The following is a 24,215-nucleotide window of genomic DNA, read 5'->3' on the forward strand; positions in this document are numbered from 1 at the left end:
TTTAATTCAAAATAATTTCAGTAATGTGACGTGGATCAAGAAAAAATCTGGCAAGCATTTTCCCATGTAACTTTTTTAATCAATTCCGCAGGTTCATTTCTTAAGGTACAAAGAGCTTTGAAACTTTCCACAATACGTTCTGGTCGATTAGGTTGGCCTTGAAAACCAAATACAGGCATATCTGGACTGTCTGTTTCCAACACTAAGGCATCAAGCGGCAACTTCGCGATTGCTTGACGAGTTTTATTGGCGCGTTCATAAGTGATGGTGCCACCAACCCCGATTTTATAGCCTAAATCAACAAAGCGTTTTGCTTGATCGTAGCTTCCTGAAAAACCGTGTACCACGCCAAGTTTAGATAATGGAATACGTTTTAAAAAAGTAAAAATTTGATCATGGGTTTTTCGACTGTGAATGTTGACGGGTAAATTAAATTGCTTTGCCAAATAAAGTTGGCTTTCAAAAAAATGACATTGTTTTGCCCAAAGTTCATCGGTGAGCAAATCTGGAATTGCGCGTTCTAAACCAATTTCTGCCACCGCCGTGCAATTTGCATTACGATTTTTTAAGACTTGTTCTAATAGAATTAAATCATTTTCGGCGTGTTCTTGAATATAAAGAGGATGTAACCCAAGCCCATAGTACAAATTATCAGGAAAAAGTGCGGTCATATTTTGGATTGTTTTAAAATCAGCTTCTTTCACCGCCACAACCAGTATTTTTTGCACATCGGCTTGCTTTGCATTATCAACAAGCTGTGACAAAGGCTCCCCAGTAAATTGTTGGAGATAATCAAGATGTGTGTGAGTGTCGAAGAAAGGCATGAGCATTTTCCTTTAGGTCGATAAAAAATGGCGGAATTTATCCGCCATTCATAATTATTCTACTGAAACCGATGTAATCACTACATCTTCAGTTGGAACATCTTGATGAAAGCCTTTGTTGCCTGTTTTCACTTTTTTGATTTTATCCACAACATCCATACCTTCAACCACTTCACCAAATACCGCATAGCCCCACTCTTGAACGACTTCGCGGCCAAACATTTCTTTTGAACGATAATTTAAGAAATCATTGTCTGCGACGTTAATGAAAAATTGTGCGGTCGCTGAATGTGGATCTGAAGTGCGAGCCATTGCAATGGTTCCACGTTTGTTACTTAAACGATTGTTTGCTTCATTTTGGATTGGTGCTTTGGTTGCTTTTTCGCGCATACCGCTTTCCATACCGCCGCCTTGAATCATAAAGCCATCAATAACACGGTGAAAAATTGTGTTATTATAAAAACCTTCTTTGCAGTAATTTAAGAAGTTTTCTGCTGTAACTGGAGCTTTATCAAAATCCAATTTAATTTTAATGTCGCCAAAGTTTGTGTGTAACGTAACCATTTTGTTTTCCTTCTGAAAAATTAAGGGTCGTATTATTCCACAATCGAGGTAAAAGTGCTATAAAAGTGCGGTTTGTTTTTATTTCATTTTACGAGCTTAAAAATGCTAAAAATTTTCAATACCTTAACGAGAGAAAAAGAAATCTTTAAACCTATCCACGAAAATAAAGTGGGAATGTATGTTTGTGGCGTTACTGTTTATGATTTGTGCCATATCGGTCATGGACGCACTTTTGTGTGTTTTGATGTGATTGCTCGTTATTTACGTTCTTTGGGTTACGATTTAACTTATGTGCGTAATATTACGGACGTAGATGACAAAATTATTAAACGTGCGTTAGAAAACAAAGAAACCTGTGATCAGTTAGTGGATCGCATGGTGCAGGAAATGTATAAAGATTTTGATGCACTTAATGTCTTACGCCCTGATTTTGAACCTCGTGCGACCCATCATATTCCAGAAATTATTGAAATTGTGGAAAAATTAATTAAACGTGGACATGCTTATGTTGCGGATAATGGCGATGTGATGTTTGATGTGGAAAGCTTTAAAGAATACGGCAAATTATCTCGTCAAGATCTTGAGCAATTACAAGCCGGTGCACGTATTGAAATCAATGAAATCAAGAAAAATCCAATGGATTTCGTGCTTTGGAAAATGTCGAAAGAAAACGAACCGAGCTGGCCATCCCCATGGGGCGCGGGGCGTCCAGGTTGGCACATTGAATGTTCAGCGATGAACTGCAAACAACTTGGCGAACATTTTGATATTCACGGTGGTGGCTCTGATTTAATGTTCCCACATCACGAAAATGAAATTGCACAATCTTGCTGTGCGCATGGTGGCCAATATGTGAATTATTGGATCCATTCTGGCATGATTATGGTGGATAAAGAAAAAATGTCGAAATCCCTCGGCAATTTCTTCACTATTCGTGATGTATTAAACCACTACAATGCAGAAGCAGTGCGTTATTTCTTATTAACGGCACATTATCGTAGCCAGCTCAATTACAGCGAAGAAAACTTGAATTTAGCGCAAGGTGCGTTGGAACGTTTATACACGGCTTTACGTGGAACGGATCAAAGTGCGGTTGCTTTTGGCGGAGAACATTTTGTGGCAACTTTCCGTGAAGCAATGGATGATGATTTTAATACGCCAAATGCACTTTCTGTTTTATTCGAAATGGCGCGTGAAATTAACAAGTTAAAAACAGAAGATGTTGAGAAAGCCAATGGACTTGCCGCGCGTTTACGTGAATTGGGGGCGATCTTAGGATTACTTCAACAAGAACCAGAGAAATTCTTACAAGCAGGTTCTAACGATGATGAAGTGGCAAAAATTGAAGCGCTGATTAAACAACGCAACGAAGCTCGCGCTGCTAAAGATTGGGCAGCTGCAGATGCTGCGCGTAATGAGCTCACCATTATGGGCATCGTATTAGAAGATGGTGCGAATGGGACAACTTGGCGTAAGCAATAAATTCAAACGTTAAATCACTTTTATTAAAAAGACTAAGTTCAGAATTGAATAGAACTTAGTCTTTTTATTTTTTCATCATTTTTTAATATAGGATTTCAAGGTTTGTTCCACTTCATAAATCCAATCCAACTCATGCTGCGTGAAACCCGCTTGAATACGAGCATCGGTATTAATGACACCTTTAAAAATTACAATACGGTATTTGTGTAGCAACTCAGTAAAGCATTTCATCGCATCCAAACCACGTTTTTTAGAAAGTGCGTGATACCAATGATTGCCAATATACACATGACCAATTTCATCGCGCAAAATAATATCCAAAATGTTTACTGCGGCAAAATCTTTACGTTGTGCGATTTTCTCTTGTAGAACAGGTGTTGCATCGAGGCCTCTTGCTTCTAATACACGAGGAACTAACGCCATTCGTTCCCAAATATCGTGAGCGGTGGCTTGCGCCATTTCCCATAATCCAGCATGAGCTTCAAAATCACCATATTGATAACCCAATGTTTTCAAATGTTCATTGACTAAGGAAAAGTGCGTACTTTCTTCACGAGCGACACGAAGCCAGTCTTTCACAAAAGCTAAACCATCGCCAAGTTCTTCTTGTGCATTACGCCCGAATCGCCAAGCTGCATCTAAGCCTAAATTAATCGCATTAAACTCAATATGTGCGATAGCGTGCAATGTGGCAGCATAGCCTTCTTCTGTAGCAAAAGAACGTTTTGGCACATCTTTCGGTGCAACTAAGAGCGGTTTTTCAGGAAAAGCGGCAATATTATCTTGTGGTACGACTTCGGGAAAATCTTCTAATTTTATCAACTGAATTTGTGGCAGAAGATTATCGTAGAGATCATTAACTAAACTGCATTTTTCTTGTGGATTCGCTGTTTTTAGTGCGGTTTCAACTTGTTGCCAAAATTGTGTAATAAGTGCGGTCATTTTTTCTCTCTTATTCGTTAAAACGGATCAAGCCTTCTTGTTGTGTTGTCGCGATTAATTGACCATCTCGCGAGAAAATTTGCCCGCGTGCTAAGCCACGGCCTCCAAAGGCATTATTGCTTTCAATTGCGTGCAAATGCCAGTGATTTAAATTAAACGGACGATGGAACCAAATACTGTGATCAATGGTTGCCACTTTCATTCCTTTTTGTAAAAAGCCTTTTTCGTGCGGATGAAGTGCGGTCAAAATACAGTGAAAATCGGAAAAATAAGCCAATAAACATTGCTGAATTTTTATATCAAGCGGCGTTTCTCCATTGGTTTTAAACCAAGAATATTGCTCGGCTGGCAATTTTGTCCCGTTAAACGGGTTATTCAAATATTTGGTACGTACCTCAAATGGACGCTCTGCCGCAAATTTTTCATTGAGTGGTTCTGGCAAGGTTTGAGCCACTTTTTGTAGCATCACATTTTCATCTGTAAAGTCTTCAGGAGCGCCAACATTTGGCATCGTACTTTGATGTTCAAAACCTTTTTCTGACACTTGGAAAGAAGCGGTTACATGACAAATGGTATTTTTATGTTGAATGGCTTTTACGCGTAATGCAGAAAAGTTACGCCCTTCACGCAAGGTTTCCACATCGTAAATAATCGGATATTGACTGTCTCCCGGAGCAAGAAAATAGGCATGACAAGAATGTAAAATACGATCTTCTGGCGCCACCTGCATTGCCGCTGATAATGCTTGAGCCACAACTTGCCCACCAAATACTTGGCGAAAACCTAAATCTTGGCTTTCACCACAAAAGATTAAATCATCAATTTTTTCAAGTTTAAGAAGATGAATGAGGTTATTGAGAATATCTGACATATTGCTTTTCTCGAGGATAAGAAAAAGTGCGGTTATTTTAGCGGAGATTTTGGGGAATGCCAAAGTTGGTAATAAAAAGCACGCATTAAAAAATGCGTGCTATTGCTAGGGTGTTAATTAAAGGTGTTTAACTCTTCTCTTCACTTCTTCCTGTTTTCCTGCATTAAATGGGCGGGCATCAGGGCTGCCTAGATAGCCACATACGCGGCGAGTGACAGACACTTTTGTGCTATCGTGATTGCCACATTTTGGGCAAACAAAACCTTTACTGGTACATTCAAATTCGCCGGTGAAACCACATTCATAACATTCGTCAATCGGTGTGTTTGTGCCGTAGTAAGGTACGCGATCGTAGCTATAATCCCACACATCTTCCAATGCTTTTAAGTTGTGTTGAATATTTGGATATTCGCCGTAGCAAATAAAACCACCGCTGGCGAGAGGGGGATATGCCATTTCAAAATCCAGTTTGTCGTAAGGATTCACTTTCTTTTCTACATCTAAGTGGTAACTATTTGTGTAGTAGCCTTTATCCGTTACCCCTTCAATCACGCCAAATTTTTTGGTGTCTAGACGGCAGAAGCGGTCGCATAAGTTTTCGCTTGGCGTGGAGTAAAGACTGAAGGCATAGCCAGTTTCTTTTTGCCAGCGTTTTACTGCCTCGCTAAGGTGACGAACAATCGCAATGCCTTTTTCGCGTAATTGTTCATCATCAAAAATATGTCCTTTGTTATAGAGCGCATTAATAGTTTCGTGAATACCGATATAGCCGAGCGAAATAGAGGCGCGTCCATTTTTGAAAATTTGTGCCACATTTTCATCCGCTTTTAACCGCACTCCGCATGCGCCTTCCATATAAAGAATAGGAGCGACGCGAGCTTTGGTATTTTCAAGGCGGGCAACTCGTGTCATTAATGCTTTTTTCGCAATAGCCAAACGCTCATCTAAAGTGCGGTAGAAATCTTCTTCGTTTTTAGATTCCAATGCAATACGCGGTAAATTCAAACTCACCACGCCAAGATTATTACGCCCATCATGAATTTCGTGACCGTTTTCTTCATATGCACCTAAAAAGCTACGGCATCCCATTGGGGCTTTAAAAGAGCCCGTGACTTTGACAACCTGATCGTAATTGAGAATATCTGGATACATACGTTTTGATGCACATTCCAATGCGAGTTGTTTGATATCGTAATTCGGATCGCCTTTAGTTTGGTTCAAGCCTTTTTTAATGGTGAAAACAAGTTTTGGAAATACAGGCGTTTTATGATTTTTTCCGAGTCCACGGATCCGATTTTTCAAAATAGCTTGCTGAATTAAGCGGGATTGCCAGCTTGTTCCTAAACCAAAACCAAAGGTCACAAATGGTGTTTGTCCATTCGAAGTATGTAGTGTATTAACTTCATATTCTAAAGATTGGAAGGCATCGAAACATTCTTTTTCAATCAACGCTTTTGCATAACCTTCAACATCGGGCACGTTCCATTCTTGGGCATGTTTGAGGTGTTTTTCGTAACTGATTTGCACATAAGGGGAAAGCACTTCATCAATACGGTTAATGGTTGTTCCGCCGTAAATATGGCTGGCCACTTGGGCGATAATTTGTGCTGTCACTGCCGTTGCGGTGCCGATAGATTTTGGGGGTTCGATTTCCGCATTACCCATTTTAAAACCACGAGAAAGCATCCCTTCTAAATCTACTAACATACAGTTAAACATTGGGAAGAACGGCGCGTAATCTAAATCGTGATAATGAATTTCCCCTTTTTCGTGAGCCTCCACCACATCGCGTGGAAGAATATGGTGTTTGGCATAATGTTTTGCCACAATTCCTGCTAGCAAATCTCGTTGTGTTGGAATCACTTTCGCGTCTTTATTGGCGTTTTCGTTAAGTAATTCGACGTTGCTTTGTTCAATCAAACCTTCAATTTCTTTTGTTAGCTGGCTACGTTTTTCGCGGGCTAAATCACGATCATGACGATATTCGATATACGCACGAGCAACCTCGGGATAACGACTTGCCATCAATTTATCTTCAACGATTTTTTGAATCTGATTAATATCAATTTCGCCTTGATGATGGGTGAAAATTTCATTCCCTACTTCTTGCCCAATTTGGTGGCAATAAAATTCATCGGAAATATTGACCGCACTTGCGGCTTTTTTAATGGCATTAGTGATACGTTGAATCTCAAACTCTGCACGAGAACCATCGCGCTTGATGACCCCAAAGTTACTCATGATATAGCTCCAATATATAGTGTTTTTGATATGCGGAGTGCACTATATATAGATCTAAAAAGATAATCAACACACAATATGTAGTGTTTTTAGGTGTTTTATTGTAAGAGAATTTTGTTAAAGATTGATTTTATTAGAAAAATATCAAATTAAGTTGTTGAGAACATTTCTCAAATATTTTTTGATTTTGTGAGCGAGATCAAAGTTTTGATTGAGGGAATTGATTACTGAATGACTTCGTAACAATTTAAAATGATTTGTTTAAATTTTTCGCTAGTTAATGACCAATCTACAAGATCAACGCGCCAAGGTAAGTCAGATTCGGAAAAGGCATCAACTAGATCGGCGTGAGTTTGTAAATTAAGCGGGGTGCTTGTTATGATGGCCAAATCTAAATCTGAATAGGGTTTTGTCGTGCCTTTAACACGTGAACCAAATGCCCAAACAGAATGTTCGGGCACATAGCGTTGTAAAATTGCTTTGATAATCTCAAGCTCTTGACTAGAAATGATAAGCATCTAATTTCTCTTGTAGAGCCTTTTGTAAAAATTTGGCTTCTTGTAAAAATTCAGGTATGCCAGAAACAACTTGAATTGCTGTTTCTTCATCGTAAGTGTGGCTAGTACGGCTTCGCATATCTCGAAATTTTCGCCAATGTGTCCAATCTCTCATTAATAGATTTTTTTCATTTCCTAATCGGATGATATTTTGAAAAGTCATTTCATCAAATTCATCAGGGTTAGCGGATGTTTTTTCTAAATAACGTCTAAGGATTTTATGGCTAATTTCATACGTAAATTCAAAGCGTTGAACCAAGCCATCGCGAATTTGAATATCAGAAATGTCTTCTTGATAACGAGTTAGACCCTCTTCTAACCGTAAAATAGCCTTTTTTAAAGGCGTGAGATCGAAATCAACCATTGCGGATCCTTATGGAGTAATTGGTAAAAACGGCCGAAAAACCGACCGCTTTTTAGACAAAATATAAATTAAGCTGCCACCATTACCATAGCAGGGCGAATGACTCGACCATTTAAGGTGTAGCCTTTTTGCAATACGACGCTAATTTGATTGCTTTCAAAGCCTTCAGCCGGTTGCATTGAAATGGCTTGATGTAAGTCAGGATTAAATGCTTCTCCGACAACACCTACAGCTTCCACACCAAAACGACCAACGGTTGAAACTAATTCTTTTAAGGTCAGTTCTACGCCGTCAAATAACGCTTTTACGCTTTCATCTTCTTTATTTGCTGGAGTGGCAAGGGCGCGCTCTAGGTTATCGATAGTATTCAAAATGTCTTTTGAGAATTTTTCTAATGCGAATTTATGTGCTTTTTCAACGTCTTGTTCAGTTCGACGACGAAGATTTTCAATTTCAGCACGAGAGCGAAGTAAAATATCCTGTTCTTTGTTTGCCGCTTCTTCTATTTGAGTTTTTAGCTGCTCTTCAAGCTCTTGCACTCGTGCAATAGCTTCTTCTAAAGGATCAAGTTCTTGAGAAGGCGCTGTTTGTTGTGTTTCTTCCACAACAGCGTCTTCTTGCTTTTCTACTTCTGGGGTTTCAACTTTTTGTTCTTGTTCTGACATTTTTTTCTCCGTAAATACAAAATTCGCCATAGTCGTTAGCTATAGTCTAACAAAAAACTATATAATGACGAAAATGTTAAATTCAAGTGCGGTTTATTTTATGAATAATTTATATCGTTCCTTTAAAACCATTGGGCTTGTAGGAAAACCTCGAAATGACATTAACCTACAAATGCACAAAAATTTGTTTCACTGGTTAACGGAACGTGGCTATCAAGTAATGATGGAAAAAGATGTTGCTGAAAAACTGGGGCTTCCTGCAGAAAATCTTGCAACACTTGATGAAATTGGTTGCCAAGCACAGTTGGTTATCGTGATTGGAGGGGATGGCAATATGTTGGGGCGTGCTCGCGTATTAGCAAAATATGATATTCCATTGGTTGGTATCAACCGTGGTAATTTGGGATTTTTAACAGATATTGACCCGAAAAATGCCTATGCTCAACTTGAAGCTTGTTTAGAACGCGGTGAATTCTTTGTGGAAGAACGTTTTTTATTGGAAGCAAAAATTGAGCGTGCAGGTGAAATTGTATCGACAGGGAATGCAGTGAATGAGGCGGTTATTCACCCTGCGAAAATTGCGCATATGATCGATTTTCATGTATATATCAATGATAAGTTTGCATTTTCACAACGTTCTGATGGATTAATTGTTTCTACGCCAACAGGTTCTACTGCTTATTCTCTTTCCGCTGGTGGCCCGATTTTGACACCAAACCTTAATGCCATTGCGCTAGTGCCAATGTTTCCACATACATTGACTTCTCGTCCTCTTGTTATTGATGGTGATAGCAAAATATCGATTCGTTTTGCTGAGCACAATACATCTCAATTGGAAGTGGGCTGTGATAGTCAAATAGCCTTACCTTTTACGCCTGATGACGTGGTTCATATTCAAAAAAGTGAGCATAAACTCCGATTGCTTCATCTAAAAAATTATAATTATTACAATGTATTAAGTACTAAATTAGGTTGGTTGAAATCATTTTGATTTTTATAAAAAGCCTAGTGGAAATGTATCAGTAAAATACTGTAAAAAAATCCTTTACTGTAAATTAAATCAGATATAATATGATTAATATACAGTTAAAGGATTTTGCTATGCTTACTCAACTTACTATCAATAATTTTGCGATTGTTCGCCAGCTTGATATCGAATTGGCGAAAGGAATGTCTGTTATTACTGGAGAAACTGGGGCTGGTAAATCTATTGCCATTGATGCTTTAGGTTTATGTTTCGGACAAAGAGTAGAAACCTCAATGGTACGCGAAGGGCAAGAACGTGCAGAAATTTGTGCAACTTTCCAACTAGAATCGCATAATCCTGCTTATCAATGGTTGAATGAGCAAGAATTACAAGATCCAGATAATCCAACTGAATGTATTTTGCGTCGTGTGATTAATGCGGACGGACGTTCTAAAGCTTTTATTAATAGTACTCCTGTATCCGCGTCTCAATTAAAAGAAATTGGTCAATATCTTGTTCATATTAATGGGCAGCACGCTTCTCAATTATTGCTAAAAAATGACTATCAGCTTCAGTTAGTTGATAATTTTGCTGCTCATCCTGAATTACTTGTGAAAATGCGTGAAGATTATCAGGCATGGAAAAATCTTCAAAATCAAGTTAAAACCTTTCAACAAAAAGTGGCAGAAAATGAAGCACGTAAACAACTTTTACAGTATCAAGTGGATGAGTTAGATGAGTTTAATATTCGACCAAATGAATATTTGGAATTAGAAGATGAACAACGTCGTTTATCTAGCAGCGAACAGCTAACCCAACTTTCTCAATCAGCCCTGCAAATTTTAAGTGAAAATGACACGGTAAATATCGATAGCTTGCTTTATCGTGCGACACAATATATTGATGAATTAGCTGAACTTGATCCGCAATATGCTGAAGTGCAAAGTATGTTGAATGATGCGTTGATTCAAGTGCAAGAAGCAACCAGTGAAGTACGAAATTTATCGAGTAATATTGAGCAAGATCCTCAACTTTTACAGGAAATCGAACAAAGAATTAGTCAGGCTTTACAACTTGCTCGTAAACACCAAGTTAAGCCTGAAGATCTTGTGGAACATCACAAAAAATTAAAAGCAGAATTAACCGCACTTTTAGATTTTTCTGAAAGTGAAGAGATGTTGATTGAGCAAGAAAAACTCGCATTTGAACAAATGCAAGCAACGGCTAAAGCATTAACTGCAAGTCGTCAGCAATCTGCGGCTCGCTTAGCGCAGAATGTCACGCAGTCGATAAAACAACTTGCAATGGAAAATGCTGAATTTTATGTAGAGTTGAATACGGATTTAGATAAAGTAGGATCAAACGGTTCGGATAATGTGATTTTTACTTTGCGTAGTAATTTAGGTCAGCAACCTCAAGCGTTAGCTAAAATTGCCTCTGGTGGTGAACTTTCTCGTATTTCTTTAGCGATTCAAGTTTTAACTTCTGATCAATCGGCTATTCCAACGTTAATTTTCGATGAAGTGGACGTGGGTATTAGCGGAAAAACAGCAAGTGTTGTCGGAAAACTTTTACGTCAATTAAGTGAACGTTGCCAAGTATTATGCGTAACTCACTTGCCACAGGTTGCTTGTCATGGCCATCATCAGTTCAATGTAGAAAAATTTACTGTGGATAATAAAACTGAAACACAAATGACCGCACTTTCACAAGCTGAACGTGTACCAGCTTTGGCAAGACTCTTGGGCGGAAGTGAAATTACAGAATTAGCCTTAGCCAATGCACAGGAAATGTTAGATTTAGTTCATTAAAATGGGATTTAATTAGTATTTTATGAACTAAATAGCTTATCCCAAAATGTTTGAATAAATGACCGCTCTTTGACAAATTCAGTTTCATCTACAACAGGAGATTTACCTATCAAATTCAAATGGTGAATGGTATTGCGTAAATCGACATAACATTGTTTTAAGGTGTCGCATTCCGAGTGACTAATAATTTGAGCCTCTGCCATATCATCGAAAATACGTACGTTGTCTGACCATTTTGTCAGTTGTGGGTTTTGAGGGGCATAGGCTAGCATTAAATATTGAGCGATAAATTCAATATCAGTGATACCACCGCGATCTATTTTAAGATTAAATTCACCATCTTTTGAATGAGACAAATGCGTGAACATTTTTTCTCGCATCTCCACCACATCTCGGTTTAATTGCTCAATATCTCGTGATGCAGAAAGTACTTGTTGGCGGATATGCTCAAATTTAGCTTTAAGAGATGATTCACCAAATACAGGGCGAGCACGCACAAGCGCTTGTTTTTCCCATGTCCAAGCTTCATTCAATTGATAATGGGCAAATGCAGAAAGAGAGCAGCCAATTAAGCCAGCATCGCCAGAAGGGCGTAGACGCATATCTGCCTCATAAAGTACGCCAGCGGAAGTATTTATGCTGAAAATACTTACAATCTTTTGTGCCAAACGCAGGTAAAATTGATTGCTATCAATCACTTTTTTGCCATCTGTTGTTTGACTTTCTACGGCATCGTACAAAAATACGAGATCTAAATCGGATTTATAACCGAGTTCAATACCACCAAGTTTTCCATAACCAATCACTAAAAATCCTTTTTCATTATTTTGTAAATGTTCAGGCACACCAAATCTAGATGAAACTTGTTTCCAAGCCAGATTTACAACAACTTCAATAATTGCTTCGGCAAGATAGGTTAAATGATCGCTTACCTTCATCACCGGTAATGCTCCCAAAATATCTGCCGCGGCCACTTTTAATAGGGTTGCTTGTTTAAATTGACGCAAAGCATCAATAAGCTGTTCTTCATCATCAGGTGGTAAACGAAGCAAATATTGGTGTAACTCTGTAGGATATTGGGTAAATGGCAACGGATGGCGTAGCGCTTCTATATTAAGCAATTCATCTAATAAGATAGGATGGTGGGCCAGTTGCTCTGAAATAAGTTGAGACTGAGCACAAAGTTCAATAACTTGCTGAAGTGCGCGAGGATTTTCCAATAATAATTCTAAATAAGTTGTTCGACTCGAAATTTTTTCAATAATGTTCAGAATTCGGGGGAGCAAAGTGCGGTAATTTTCTTGCTGAAAAATGAGTGCAAGTACTGTTGGCATCAAATGACTCAAAACATCACGCCCACGAGAACCAATCACTCTGTGATTTAGGCTGTCTTTGAATTGAGAAAGCTTTTCTAAAACGTCATCAATATTATTTTCTGATACACCAATCTCTAATAATGTTTGTTCAATATCCTCAAAATCTGCTTCTAAAAAATCTTGCCATTGGCTATCAGTTTGTGATGGCTCATCTTGTTCATCACCGATTAATTGAGTAAATACCGCCCGCACTTTTTCTTGTTTTTGTTGCAAAGTGCGGTAAAAATCATCCCAATTTTCTATTGGATAATGTTTTTCAATAGTTTGATTATTTTTATTTAAACAGGTGAATATTTTACATGCCTCGACTAAACGAATTTGATCTATTTCATCGGTTGGTAGTGTTTGAGTTTGTTGATCGTTAATGGCTTGTAGAATGTTTTCTACGCGGCGTAAAAAAATATAACTTTCACGTAAATCGTGGAATTGTTGTTCGGTAATTAATCCTAGTTTGGTAATTTCAGGCAATATCTTTAAGAGTGAATGTTGTTGCAGATTGATTTCTCGCCCGCCTCGAATGAGTTGAAAAACTTGTACGATAAATTCGACTTCACGAATACCACCAGCACCTAGTTTAATATTATCTTTCAAACCACGACGGCGTACTTCTCGCTCAATTTTGCCTTTCATTTCGCGTAAAGATTGAATCACACTAAAGTCAATATAGCGACGATACACAAAGGGGCGTAACATTTTTTGCAATTTAGATACATTGGGATCCTTTGTTTGTGCGCCCAATACTCGCCCTTTAATCATTGCATAGCGTTCCCAATCTCTACCTTGATCTTGATAATATTGTTCCATTGCCGCAAAGCTGAGAACAAGCGCGCCGCTGTCACCAAATGGACGCAAGCGCATATCGGTTCGATATACAAAACCATCAGAAGTAAATTCATCTAAGGCAGAAATAAGGCGTTGCCCTAAACGCGTAAAAAATTTTCCATTATCCACAGAACGTCGAGCATTCGTATTCTCAATGCAAGTTTCCCCTTGTGATGGATAAGTGAAAATTAAATCAATATCCGAGGAAAAATTTAGTTCAAAACCGCCTAATTTCCCCATTCCTAGAATATAAAGCTGTTGCGGATTGCCTTGTTCATCCATTGGTGTGCCCATCTCCGCACAGGCTTGATGATAAAGCCAATCGCGGGCAGCGATAATTAAACTTTCTGCAAGTTGTGAAAGCTGAACAAAAATTTCCTCAACGGTCGCAAGATTCAAACTTTGACAAAAACTTAATTTTGCCATTTCAATGTTACGGAATTGGCGTAATGTTTGATAGAGTGCGGTTTCGTCATGTACATTGGCTAACTCCCTATTCAAACGTTCAGTATAGGCAGAGCAATCTGCAAAACAGGGAGATTTTTCCCACCATTGTTTCACCAAGTGCGGGTATTTTTGCAAGACTTTTTCCACAAAGTCAGACATTGCCATAGCATAGCCTAATTGATAAACAGGCAGTTTAGGATAATTTGAATTTTGTTGAATGGCGTCGTGAATTTTTTCTGGGGAAAGTTCTAGAAAAGATTGGCACAGAATTGTGCCAAGAGATTGTAATTTTTGTTCAATGAGGGCAGAAAGTGCAGTCATTTTTTCTAACCTTTGTGATAGGAATCTAAGTGACGTAATATGGTTTCTTTCGCTTGTTGAGGTTGTAAACTATCCAGCCATTGTATTGGCGTTTTCCAACCTCGTAGCCAAGTGAGCTGGCGTTTAGCTAGCTGGCGCGTTGCGCAAATACCACGGAAAATCATTTCTTCGTGATCGTAATCGCCTTGCAAATATTCCCACATTTGACGATAGCCCACGCAGCGAATCGACGGTAGGTTAATATTTAAATCGCTACGCGCATAAAGTTTCTCCACTTCTTCTTGAAAGCCCAGTTCAATCATTTTATGAAAGCGTTGTTCGATGCGTTCATGCAAAACATGGCGATCTTGCGGCGCAATTGCAAATTGTACAAAATCATAAGGCAAGGCTTCGCCTTTTTCTTCTATCAGTTCTGTGAGTGATTTTCCCGTGATGTAAAAAACTTCTAAAGCACGATTGATTCGTTGAGAATCACTCGGATTAATTCGGGCGGCAGAAATAGGATCGATTTTGGCGAGTTCTGTATGTAATGCTGTCCAACCTTGTTGAGCCGCTTTTTGTTCAAGCTCGGCGCGAATATTTTCATCAGCAGAAGGTAATGGCGAAAGTCCTTCGATTAAGGCTTTGTAATACAACATCGTACCGCCTACTAGCAACGGAATTTTGCCTTGTGCGGTAATATCCGCCATTTCGCGTAGCGCATCATCGCGGAAATTCATTGCGGAATAACTTTCTGATGGATCTAAAATATCAATCAAACGGTGAGGCGCAAGGGCAAGTTCTTCTTTTGATGGTTTCGCTGTGCCAATATCCATTCCCTTATAAATAAGCGCTGAATCAACACTAATCACTTCGACTGGAAGTTGGCTTCGTAGTTGAATGGCTAAATCCGTTTTGCCTGAGGCCGTAGGGCCCATTAAAAAAATTGCGGTTGGTTTCATGAAGAATCTAAATTTCGTCTAATAAAGGCTGCCAATTAATAGGTTTGAGTAATTGGGTAAATGCCGTGCGATTCGTTTGCGTGAGTAAACGTTCTGTGTCGCTTAATAAATTGAGTGCGTCCGCTAAAGCGTCAAAGATTTTACATTCTAATTGTACGCAAAGTGCGGTTAAAAATGGTGATGAATTTTCATCTCTAGTCAGCATTGCCATCACGCATTTTTGTAGATTTTGTGTACGCAATAAACTTGGCACTTTATTTAAGGTTAAGCGTAATTGTGCTTGATTTTCGATAAATTCAAAGCCAATTTTTTTGAAGTCATCTGAGTATTGTTGCCATGCTTGAAATTGTGATTCAGTTAAGCGAAACACGATTGGAATCAATAAAGGCTGTTGTTCGATGTGTATTTGTTGTAAAGCTAATTGCCATTGCAAGCGTTGTAATTTTTCCAATGAAAGCAAAAAGAAATCTTGGTTCTGTTGTAATAACAACGCGCGATTTTCAATAAGTGAAAGGGCGCGTAGATGTGATGAGCACTCAATTATTTCAGTTGAGATGATTTTAGCTGTATCTGAAATATTTTGTTGTGTTGTATTCGATATATCCTTTTGTTCTGTAGGCGGTAATGTACGTAACAATTCACCATATAAACGTTGCTCAGTTTTACTCGGTGCATCAGAACGGTAATCTTGATAACCAGTACTTACATGATTTGACAACACTGCTGTATTAGAAAAGTGCGCTTGATTTTGCTGTGATTTTTCATGATATTTTGGCGCAAAGATATTTTGTCCCGCAGCTGCACGATTAGGTCGAATGCTGTAATTTGGTTGGGGTTCACGCACCGTATTTTCTTCGTGATTTTCTACCGCACTTTGGTCTGTGTGCCAATTAAGTTGTTCTTGATTGTTTAGCGCATGGCTGATGCCTTCGTAAATAAAATCATGAATGAGGCGTTGTTGGTGAAAGCGCACTTCATGCTTAGTCGGATGAACATTGACATCCACATCATGCGGATTTAAGTCAATAAACAACACAAACGCAGGATAAGCATCGGTTGGTAAATATTGAGCATAGGCTTGTCGAATAGCATGGCTAATTACTTTATCTCGAACCATTCGGCCATTAATATAGCAATAACTTAAATCATTTTGAGTTCGGCTAAAATTTGGTGTGGCTACCCAGCCAGATAAGTGTAAATCGTCGTGTTTCCAATCAATTTGTAAGGCATTTTTGACAAAATCATCCCCACAAATAGCGGCGACACGTTTTAGTTGCTGATTGAGCGCTTCAGCAGGACGATATTGACGGATAATTTTCCCATTATGCGTTAATGTAAATGCCGTGTTGAATTTTGTTAAAGCAATGCGGCGAATGACTTCATCAATATGAGCAAATTCTGTTTTATCTGTGCGCAAAAATTTTCGGCGGGCTGGCGTGTTGAAAAAAAGATTGGAAACTTCAACTGTTGTGCCGACAGGATGTGATGCGGGTTTGATCGTGGTTTCCATATCACGGCCTTGTGCATAAACTTGCCAAGCTTCAGTTTGTGCTTCAGTGCGAGAGGTAAGCGTTAAACGAGATACAGAGCTGATACTAGCCAAGGCTTCTCCACGAAACCCCAAACTTAAAATCGCCTCGAGATCGTCAAGATTTGCTATTTTACTCGTAGCATGTCGTGCCAAAGCAAGACTTAATTCTTCTTTTGGAATACCACAGCCATTGTCACGAATGCGGATCAAATTTGCCCCACCATTTTCGATATCAATTTGGATTTTATTTGCACCTGCATCAAGGCTATTTTCCACTAATTCTTTCACCACAGACGCAGGGCGTTCTACCACTTCACCAGCAGCAATTTGGTTAGCAAGTTGTGGGGAAAGAATTTTAATTGGCATTTATTTTTCTCTTAATTTAATTTTTTGTCCGCTCAGAGCTTTACCATCTTTTAATTTTGGATTCAGCTTTAAAATTTGATTGACTGAAATATTGTATTCTCGCGATACCGCATAGATTGTCTGATCTTTTTGAATGACATGGTAAAGCGGAATTTCTTTTTTCTCATCAGATTTTTTATTGGATGAGGTTTCCTCTTTTTTCGTTTTATTTGAGGATTTATTTTTATCCGTTTTATTTTCTGATTTTTCTACTTTTAAAGTATTGCTTTTCTCAGTCGTTTTCTCTGCTTTTTTCACCGCACTTTCTTTATTTTTTGATGAATTTATTTTTTCATCTTGTGCCTTTTGAGTTTTTCCATTATCTGGAATTTTGATGGTTTCACCAATCCAAAGTGCTTCGCGTTTTAATTTATTTAACGCCACAATGTCCGCCACTTTGACATCATATTTATTCGCAAGGCTTCCTAAACTTTCCCCATTTTTGACGGTGTGGCGAAGTCCACTATCTTTTACGCTGTTCTCATTGGTATTTTTATCGGAAGTGCGGTCATTTTTTTCAGTATTTTTTGTATCACTTTGTTTGCTATTCTGAACAATATCATCACTAATGAAAGATTTGGCTTTTCCTCCACGGAAAACCACTAATCCCTCATAAATCATATAGGCGATACGACGGCGATAAGCAGGGGAGTTAAGTTTTTGTTCTTCATCAGAATTTGATAGAAAACCTGTCTCCACTAATACGGAAGGAATATCGGGTGAACGTAAAACGCCAAGGCTTGCGTGTTGAGGAACACTGCGGCTTAAGGTCGTCACTTTAGAAAAATGACTTAAAATATGTTTTCCAAGTTCATAACCTGTACGTTGGCTATGACCAAATTGTAAATCAAGCACTGTTTGATCTAGGTATTTATCGTTATTGTGTGAAAGCACTTTTCCTGCGCCACCGAGTAATTCGGAGCGTTTTTCATCGTCTTCTAACCATTGACCCATTTCATCATTGGCTCGACGGTTTGACAACACCCAGACTGATGCACCGCGACGTTCAGGTGATTCGGATGAATCCGCATGAATGGAAATGAGATAATTCGCTTTAAATTTACGTGCGATTTCTGAACGCTCAGGCACAGAAATATAGTAATCGCCGCTTCGTGTTAATACGCCACGAAAATTTGGATCTTTATCGAGTAAGGCTTTTAACTCTTTTGCAATCGAAAGCGTGACATTTTTTTCATAAATGCCCAAGTTTCGGCTGATTGCACCTGGATCTTTTCCGCCATGACCAGGGTCAATCGCAATCGTAATTGGGGCTGCAAAAAGAGAGAAGCTAAACGTTGAGAAAAAAAGAAAAAATAAAATTTTTGTTTTCATAAATAAATTAATTAGAGAATGCTTTTATAATATTTTTACCTAAGTTCGTTTGTGCGATTAATTCAATATTTCGTGCATCATCGTAATAATCAATATTTACCAAAATATCTGCTTCCGGCAATATGCCTTGGCCTTTTTCAGACCATTCAATTAAGCAGATACTATCAGTATTAAAATAATCTCTAATCCCCATAAATTCTAGCTCTTCAGGATCTGCTAAACGATATAAATCAAAATGATAAATCATTTTGCCAGCAATATTGTATTCTTCAACCAGCGTATAAGTTGGGCTTTTTACATTACCTTGATGACCGATACCTTGTAGCATTCCGCGCGTTAGCGTTGTTTTTCCTGCCCCAAGATCACCGTTAAGATAAACCATAATGGCTTTTTCTGTATGCAATTTTAAAAGAATTTCCGCAAATTTTTTGCCAAAGCGGAGCATAGAAAATTCATCAGGGATATATTGAGTTAAGCTTTCCATAACGGGTCATGAATGAAGAAAAATGTGGGCAGATTCTACCGCACTTTTGAGGTTCATAAAAGTGCGGTGAAATTTCTAGGGATTTAATTTTATCATTTCATGGTCATCAAATGGCTTGACCAAATCTACTAGTGGTTGAGTGTTAGGTAAGACCAAATCTGATGCAATTTCAAACAACGGCACGATGACAAACTCACGGTTATGCATATCATAATGGGGAATCGTTAAGCGCTCGTTTTGAATGATTTCGTTGCCGTAAAGCAAAATATCCAAATCTAACGTACGCTCACCCCAGCGGCGTAAACGTACTCGACCTTGCTCATTTTCAATGCGTTGCAATTCATCCAATAGAGCAAGCGGGCTAAGTTCAGTTTTAATTTTTGCAACGGCATTCACATAATCGGGTTGATCTTGTGGGCCGAGCGGTTTGCTTTTATAAAAAGAGCTCGTCGTTACCAAATGCGTGTTTGGTAACTGACTTATCGCGTTAAGCGCAGCATGTAATTGTTCTACAGGCGCGTTTAAATTGCTACCTAGAGCAATATATGCAGTAATCATCTTTTCCCTTATTCTGCTGAGCGCATTGTTTTACGACGGCGTGGACGATAGTATTTTTTCTTTGGTTTAGGATGTAAGCGTTGTTGCTCGTGTACTAACTGTTCACGCTGTTCACCATTGCTGAATTGATATTCGTGCCACCATTTGGCTAATTCAATCGTTTCGCCACCTTCAATTTCTGCACGCATAGCCAGTAAATCAAAGCCTGCACGGAATTTTGGATGTTCCATGGTACGCATTGGTGCTGAGCCAGTACGTTTTAATAATTGCAGCTGTAAGAACCAAATATCACGAATGACCGCAGTATGACGACGTGGTGCAGCCAAAGCTCGGCAGAATAAATCTAAAACCTCATTACCTGCTAAAGCATAAGCATCATGATTATTTAAACCGCCTTCATTTTTCAAAATTTCCACTTTTTCGCGTAATGGATACCAGAAAAATGCTGCAAATAAGAATGCAGGATTAATACGAAGTTTATCCGCAACACGTTCATCTGTCGAACTAAGGGCGGTAATGATCATACGTTCTGCAAAACTATCTTCTTTCTCTGTAAAATATGAGCTTAATGCAGGGAAAAGTTGTTCAAATAAACCATATTGGCGTAATAACCGATAGGTTTTTACCCCTTGTCCCGCCTGCAATAATTTTAAACTTTCATCAAATAAGCGAGCTGGCGGAATATTTTTTAATAAAGGTGCAAGTTCACGAATTGGTTGTTCGCTCGGTTTTTCAAGGAACATATCAAGTTTTGCCATAAAACGAATGGAGCGTAGCATGCGCACAGGATCTTCTTGATAACGCGTAACTGGATCGCCGATTAAGCGTAGTTTTCCCGCTTTGAGATCCTTAATGCCCTCGAAATAATCTCGTAACGTATTATCTTGTGGATTGTAATACAGCGCATTGACCGTAAAGTCTCGGCGTTCTGCATCTTGTTCGATCGTACCGTAAACATTATCGCGCAGTAACATGCCTTCATTACTTTGCTTCGCTTGATTTTCATTGCGAGCATCACTGTGATTAGCACGGAAAGTGGCGACTTCAATAATATCTCGACCAAACATAATATGTGCTAAGCGGAAACGGCGACCTACTAAACGACATTGGCGTTGGAAAATGTTTTGGATTTGCTCAGGACGTGCGTTTGTTGCAACATCAGAATCTTTTGGTTTTTTACCGAGCAATAAATCGCGGATACATCCACCGACGATATAAGCCTCGAAACCTTGACGTTGCAGTTTTTCCACTACGGTGAGTGCATTACGGCTAAAATCACGCGGTGAAATACCAAATTGAGCCGCTTTAATCACATTTTTATCGTAGCGGTGTGTTTGTTCTGATTTTTTTGCCCGCGCTTTTGGCATTTGATTATTAGAACGCTCAACTCGTTTAGAATGAGCACTTGTTTTGGCAACCTCTTTTGATTTTTTTGTCTTTTTGCCAAACAAATTTTTGATATAAGTAAGAATAATTTACTCCGTTTTTTTAGTTGGAAATAAATGACTTAGCTCTTTTTCTGTAAAGAAAAAGGTAAGGGGATTTTTACGCATTTTTAAATGCAAAAAAAGTGCGGCTAATTTTAACCGCACTTTGGTATTTTTCAATAGAATGAATTAACCAGCGACTTGTTTTTCGCGGATTTCAGCTAACGTTTTGCAATCAATGCAAAGATCTGCTGTTGGGCGTGCTTCTAAACGGCGGATACCGATTTCCTCGCCACAAGAATCGCAGTAACCGAAATCATCGGTATCAAGTTTTTTCAAGGTTGCTTCGATTTTTTTCATTAGTTTGCGTTCGCGATCACGATTACGCAATTCTAGACTAAATTCCTCTTCTTGAGTTGCTCGGTCTGCAGGATCGGGGAAATTGGTTACTTCATCCTGCATATGTGCAACGGTGCGAGAAGCTTCTTCCACGATTTGCTCGTGCCAAGCATTAAGAATTTTTCTGAAATGAAGAATTTGCTCTTCATTCATATATTCTTCATCTTTTTTCATTTGATAAGGCTTAACGCCTGCTAAATCTAGCAAGCTCAATGATGCTCTTGACATCTCTCACTCCTAATACATACAGAATTTAAGCGTGGACTTCACGACTTCCTGTCTTGTTATTTTAGTTTGTTCCTGATTGCTATTTTAGGAACCCAATTTTTGAGGGCGGTATAAATATCAGAAGTTGTTTGTTTTAGCAAGTAAATTTTCCTGAAAAATTTATTTTTACGATATGGATCGCAAAATTTGAGGCAACCGTTTGCATATTTAAATAAAACTAGCCTAGGCTTAGAGAGACTGGAATTAATCTTTTATAAAAATGAAATTAAACTTAATAACTTTAGCTGTCTTGTTAATTGTTGCGGATTTAACGTTGTTATTTCTACCGCAACTGTTGCTATTGCCTTGGCAAGTTGCTCTCGTTATTGCGCTTGTTCTAATTTTTCTTTTTATTTTTTGGCGTAAACATTTCTTAGTTAGCCTTGCTTTTTTTGTTGCCTATCTTGGCTATTTTCATTATTCGGCTTTGAGTTTATTACAACAAGCTCAAAATATTACCGCTCAAAAGCAAGTGGTGACGTTTGAGATCCTAGAAATTTTGCATCAACAGGATTATCAAACACTTATCGCCACAGCAACATTGGCGAATAATTTGCAAGAACAACGAATTTTCTTAAATTGGAAAGCGAAAGAGGAGCCTCAATTATCGGAAATTTGGCAAGCTGAAATTTCCTTACGTCCCCTTTCTGCGAGATTAAATTTTTGCGGATTTGATCGGCAACAATGGTATTTTTCAAAGGGGATTACCGCTGTTGGAACGGTAAAAAGTGCAGTGAAAATTGCTGATGTTTCATCATTGCGTGCAGAAAAATTGCAACAAGTAAAGAAGCAAACGGAAGGGTTATCACTACAAGGTTTATTGATCGCGTTAGCTTTTGGCGAACGGGCTTGGTTAGATAAAAACACTTGGTCAATTTACCAACAAACCAATACCGCGCATCTTATTGCCATTTCTGGCTTACATATTGGGTTGGCTATGGCAATTGGATTTTACTTGGCGCGTGCTGTGCAAGTATTTTTCCCCAGCCGTTTTATTCATCCTTATTTTCCTTTAGTTTTTGGTGTTTTATTTGCTTTAATTTATGCGTATTTGGCTGGTTTTAGCGTGCCAACTTTTCGTGCCATTTCAGCGCTTGTTTTCGTTTTCTTCGTTCAAATAATGAGGCGATATTATTCGCCTTTTCAGCTTTTTATAATGGTTGTCGGATTCTTGTTTTTCTGCGATCCATTAATGCCGCTTTCGGTCAGTTTTTGGCTTTCTTGTGGGGCAGTTGGTTGTTTGATCGTCTGGTATCGTTATGTGCCTTTTTCTCTTTTTCAATGGAAAAATCGCCCCTTTTCACCAAAAGTGCGGTGGATTTTGAGTTTATTTCATTTGCAATTTGGGTTATTGCTCTTTTTTACGCCTTTGCAACTTTTTCTATTTAATGGCTTATCGCTGAGTGGGTTTTTAGCTAATCTTATCGCCGTACCACTTTATAGCTTTTTCCTCGTGCCCTTGATTTTATTTGCTGTTTTTACCAACGGTGCAGTTTTTTCTTGGCAACTTGCAAACAAGCTGGCTGAAGTGATTACTGGGTTAATTTCTGTTTTTCAAGGAAATTGGCTCACGGTTTCATTTAATTTAGCATTGGTTTTAACCGCACTTTGTGCGGGAATGTTTATGTTAATTATTTGGCGTATTTATCGAGAACCAGAGGCTTCATCATTAACTTGGAAAATTAAACGACCAAGATTTTTTACATTAAATCTCAGTAAACCTTTGCTAAAAAATGAACGAATCAACGTTTTGCTATGTTCTTTCGGCATTATTCTTATGTGTTTTATGATTTTGTTGTTTAAACAATTGAGCAAACCAACTTGGCAGGTAGATACTTTAGATGTGGGGCAGGGCTTGGCAACGCTGATTGTGAAAAATGGTAAAGGGATTCTTTATGATACGGGTTCTTCTTGGCGAGGTGGAAGTATGGCTGAGTTGGAAATTTTGCCTTATTTGCAAAGAGAAGGGATTGTTTTAGAAAAGTTGATTTTAAGCCACGATGATAATGATCATGCAGGTGGTGCTTCGACAATTTTAAAGGCGTATCCCAATGTGGAATTTATTACCCCTTCACGAAAAAACTATGGGGAAAATCACCGCACTTTTTGTACTGCTGGACGTCATTGGGATTGGCAAGGGCTACATTTTCAAATACTTTCACCGCATTCTATTGTGGAGCGAGCAGATAATCCCCATTCTTGTGTGATTTTAGTCGATGATGGAAAGCATAGTGTTTTGCTAACTGGCGATGCTGAAATAAAAAATGACCAAATTTTTGCCCGCACTTTAGGCAAAATTGATGTGTTACAAGTAGGGCATCACGGGAGCAAAACATCGACAAGTGAATACTTGCTTTCTCAGGTTAGACCAGATGTAGCGATTATTTCTAGTGGGCGTTGGAATCCGTGGAAATTCCCTCATTATTCGGTTATGGAAAGGCTACATCGTTATAAAAGTGAGGTAGAAAATACCGCTATTTCAGGGCAAGTACGGGTAAATTTTTTTAAAGACCGATTAGAAATCCAACAAGCACGCACAGAATTTTCCCCTTGGTATGCGCGTGTAATTGGATTCTCGAGCGAATAAAAGGTACAATGCGCGCAATTTTTACCATTA

Annotated in this window: 20 protein-coding genes; 4 read left to right on the forward strand and 16 right to left on the reverse strand. The window is 38.6% G+C overall.

The window, feature by feature from the left end:
• Positions 1 to 35 precede the first annotated feature (35 nt).
• Both HMPREF9096_RS02940 and HMPREF9096_RS02935 read right to left on the reverse strand, forming a co-directional pair.
• A complete protein-coding gene (locus HMPREF9096_RS02940; protein WP_032803514.1) occupies positions 36 to 824 on the reverse strand; it encodes a TatD family hydrolase in 789 nt (262 codons plus the stop codon).
• Between the two features lie 54 nt (positions 825 to 878).
• A complete protein-coding gene (locus HMPREF9096_RS02935) occupies positions 879 to 1,388 on the reverse strand; it encodes a peptidylprolyl isomerase (protein WP_005690982.1) in 510 nt (169 codons plus the stop codon).
• Between the two features lie 102 nt (positions 1,389 to 1,490).
• Here HMPREF9096_RS02935 and cysS point away from each other — a divergent pair, with 102 nt between their 5' ends.
• Positions 1,491 to 2,870 (forward strand): cysteine--tRNA ligase, encoded by a 1,380-nt coding sequence (gene cysS, locus HMPREF9096_RS02930; RefSeq protein WP_009766756.1) that lies wholly within the window; start codon positions 1,491 to 1,493, stop codon positions 2,868 to 2,870.
• 75 nt (positions 2,871 to 2,945) lie between these two features.
• Here the strand turns inward: cysS and HMPREF9096_RS02925 are convergent, their stop codons facing one another.
• The 6 genes from HMPREF9096_RS02925 to grpE all read right to left on the reverse strand — a co-directional run bounded on the left by HMPREF9096_RS02925 (position 2,946) and on the right by grpE (position 8,510).
• Positions 2,946 to 3,812: a ferritin-like domain-containing protein gene (locus tag HMPREF9096_RS02925; RefSeq protein ID WP_009766757.1), complete on the reverse strand. Its 867-nt coding sequence runs from the start codon at positions 3,810 to 3,812 to the stop codon at positions 2,946 to 2,948.
• Positions 3,813 to 3,822: 10 nt separating this feature from the next.
• Positions 3,823 to 4,683, reverse strand: a complete 861-nt coding sequence (gene tesB, locus HMPREF9096_RS02920; protein WP_032803516.1) for an acyl-CoA thioesterase II — start codon at positions 4,681 to 4,683, stop codon at positions 3,823 to 3,825.
• Between the two features lie 117 nt (positions 4,684 to 4,800).
• Positions 4,801 to 6,924: an anaerobic ribonucleoside-triphosphate reductase gene (nrdD, locus tag HMPREF9096_RS02915; RefSeq protein WP_009766759.1), complete on the reverse strand. Its 2,124-nt coding sequence runs from the start codon at positions 6,922 to 6,924 to the stop codon at positions 4,801 to 4,803.
• Between the two features lie 224 nt (positions 6,925 to 7,148).
• The gene (locus tag HMPREF9096_RS02910; protein WP_009766760.1) at positions 7,149 to 7,442 is read right to left on the reverse strand and encodes a nucleotidyltransferase family protein; all 294 of its coding nucleotides are present in this window, start codon (positions 7,440 to 7,442) and stop codon (positions 7,149 to 7,151) included.
• Positions 7,426 to 7,845, reverse strand: coding sequence for a nucleotidyltransferase substrate binding protein (locus HMPREF9096_RS02905; protein WP_009766761.1), 420 nt, complete (start codon positions 7,843 to 7,845; stop codon positions 7,426 to 7,428). The genes HMPREF9096_RS02910 and HMPREF9096_RS02905 overlap by 17 nt, the downstream gene beginning before the upstream one ends.
• 68 nt (positions 7,846 to 7,913) lie before the next feature.
• Positions 7,914 to 8,510, reverse strand: a complete 597-nt coding sequence (gene grpE, locus HMPREF9096_RS02900; RefSeq protein ID WP_032803518.1) for a nucleotide exchange factor GrpE — start codon at positions 8,508 to 8,510, stop codon at positions 7,914 to 7,916.
• A 100-nt stretch (positions 8,511 to 8,610) separates the two neighbouring features.
• Here grpE and HMPREF9096_RS02895 point away from each other — a divergent pair, with 100 nt between their 5' ends.
• Together HMPREF9096_RS02895 and recN are read left to right on the forward strand one after the other, a co-directional pair.
• The gene (locus HMPREF9096_RS02895) at positions 8,611 to 9,501 is read left to right on the forward strand and encodes an NAD(+) kinase (RefSeq protein ID WP_032803536.1); all 891 of its coding nucleotides are present in this window, start codon (positions 8,611 to 8,613) and stop codon (positions 9,499 to 9,501) included.
• A 110-nt stretch (positions 9,502 to 9,611) separates the two neighbouring features.
• The gene (gene recN / locus HMPREF9096_RS02890; protein WP_032803519.1) at positions 9,612 to 11,288 is read left to right on the forward strand and encodes a DNA repair protein RecN; all 1,677 of its coding nucleotides are present in this window, start codon (positions 9,612 to 9,614) and stop codon (positions 11,286 to 11,288) included.
• Positions 11,289 to 11,308: 20 nt separating this feature from the next.
• On the opposite strand, the gene glnE is transcribed toward recN, so the two are convergent.
• The 8 genes from glnE to dksA form a co-directional block, all read right to left on the reverse strand.
• Positions 11,309 to 14,254, reverse strand: a complete 2,946-nt coding sequence (glnE, locus tag HMPREF9096_RS02885) for a bifunctional [glutamate--ammonia ligase]-adenylyl-L-tyrosine phosphorylase/[glutamate--ammonia-ligase] adenylyltransferase (RefSeq protein WP_009766765.1) — start codon at positions 14,252 to 14,254, stop codon at positions 11,309 to 11,311.
• Between the two features lie 5 nt (positions 14,255 to 14,259).
• A complete protein-coding gene (gene miaA, locus HMPREF9096_RS02880) occupies positions 14,260 to 15,195 on the reverse strand; it encodes a tRNA (adenosine(37)-N6)-dimethylallyltransferase MiaA (protein ID WP_009766766.1) in 936 nt (311 codons plus the stop codon).
• Between the two features lie 7 nt (positions 15,196 to 15,202).
• A complete protein-coding gene (mutL, locus tag HMPREF9096_RS02875) occupies positions 15,203 to 17,092 on the reverse strand; it encodes a DNA mismatch repair endonuclease MutL (RefSeq protein ID WP_009766767.1) in 1,890 nt (629 codons plus the stop codon).
• Positions 17,093 to 18,463, reverse strand: a complete 1,371-nt coding sequence (locus HMPREF9096_RS02870) for an N-acetylmuramoyl-L-alanine amidase (RefSeq protein ID WP_009766768.1) — start codon at positions 18,461 to 18,463, stop codon at positions 17,093 to 17,095.
• Positions 18,464 to 18,470: 7 nt separating this feature from the next.
• Positions 18,471 to 18,947: a tRNA (adenosine(37)-N6)-threonylcarbamoyltransferase complex ATPase subunit type 1 TsaE gene (gene tsaE / locus HMPREF9096_RS02865; RefSeq protein WP_005635434.1), complete on the reverse strand. Its 477-nt coding sequence runs from the start codon at positions 18,945 to 18,947 to the stop codon at positions 18,471 to 18,473.
• 75 nt (positions 18,948 to 19,022) lie between these two features.
• Positions 19,023 to 19,505 (reverse strand): 2-amino-4-hydroxy-6-hydroxymethyldihydropteridine diphosphokinase, encoded by a 483-nt coding sequence (folK, locus tag HMPREF9096_RS02860; protein ID WP_009766769.1) that lies wholly within the window; start codon positions 19,503 to 19,505, stop codon positions 19,023 to 19,025.
• Positions 19,506 to 19,513: 8 nt separating this feature from the next.
• A complete protein-coding gene (gene pcnB, locus HMPREF9096_RS02855; RefSeq protein ID WP_032803538.1) occupies positions 19,514 to 20,872 on the reverse strand; it encodes a polynucleotide adenylyltransferase PcnB in 1,359 nt (452 codons plus the stop codon).
• A gap of 249 nt (positions 20,873 to 21,121) precedes the next feature.
• Positions 21,122 to 21,559: an RNA polymerase-binding protein DksA gene (dksA, locus tag HMPREF9096_RS02850; protein WP_009766772.1), complete on the reverse strand. Its 438-nt coding sequence runs from the start codon at positions 21,557 to 21,559 to the stop codon at positions 21,122 to 21,124.
• 259 nt (positions 21,560 to 21,818) lie between these two features.
• Here dksA and HMPREF9096_RS02845 point away from each other — a divergent pair, with 259 nt between their 5' ends.
• On the forward strand, positions 21,819 to 24,185 hold the full coding sequence (locus tag HMPREF9096_RS02845) for a DNA internalization-related competence protein ComEC/Rec2 (RefSeq protein ID WP_009766773.1): 2,367 nt from the start codon (positions 21,819 to 21,821) through the stop codon (positions 24,183 to 24,185).
• The last annotated feature ends 30 nt before the right edge of the window (positions 24,186 to 24,215 follow it).

Origin of the sequence: Haemophilus sp. oral taxon 851 str. F0397 (genome assembly GCF_000242295.1) — a bacterium.
GTDB lineage: Bacteria > Pseudomonadota > Gammaproteobacteria > Enterobacterales > Pasteurellaceae > Haemophilus.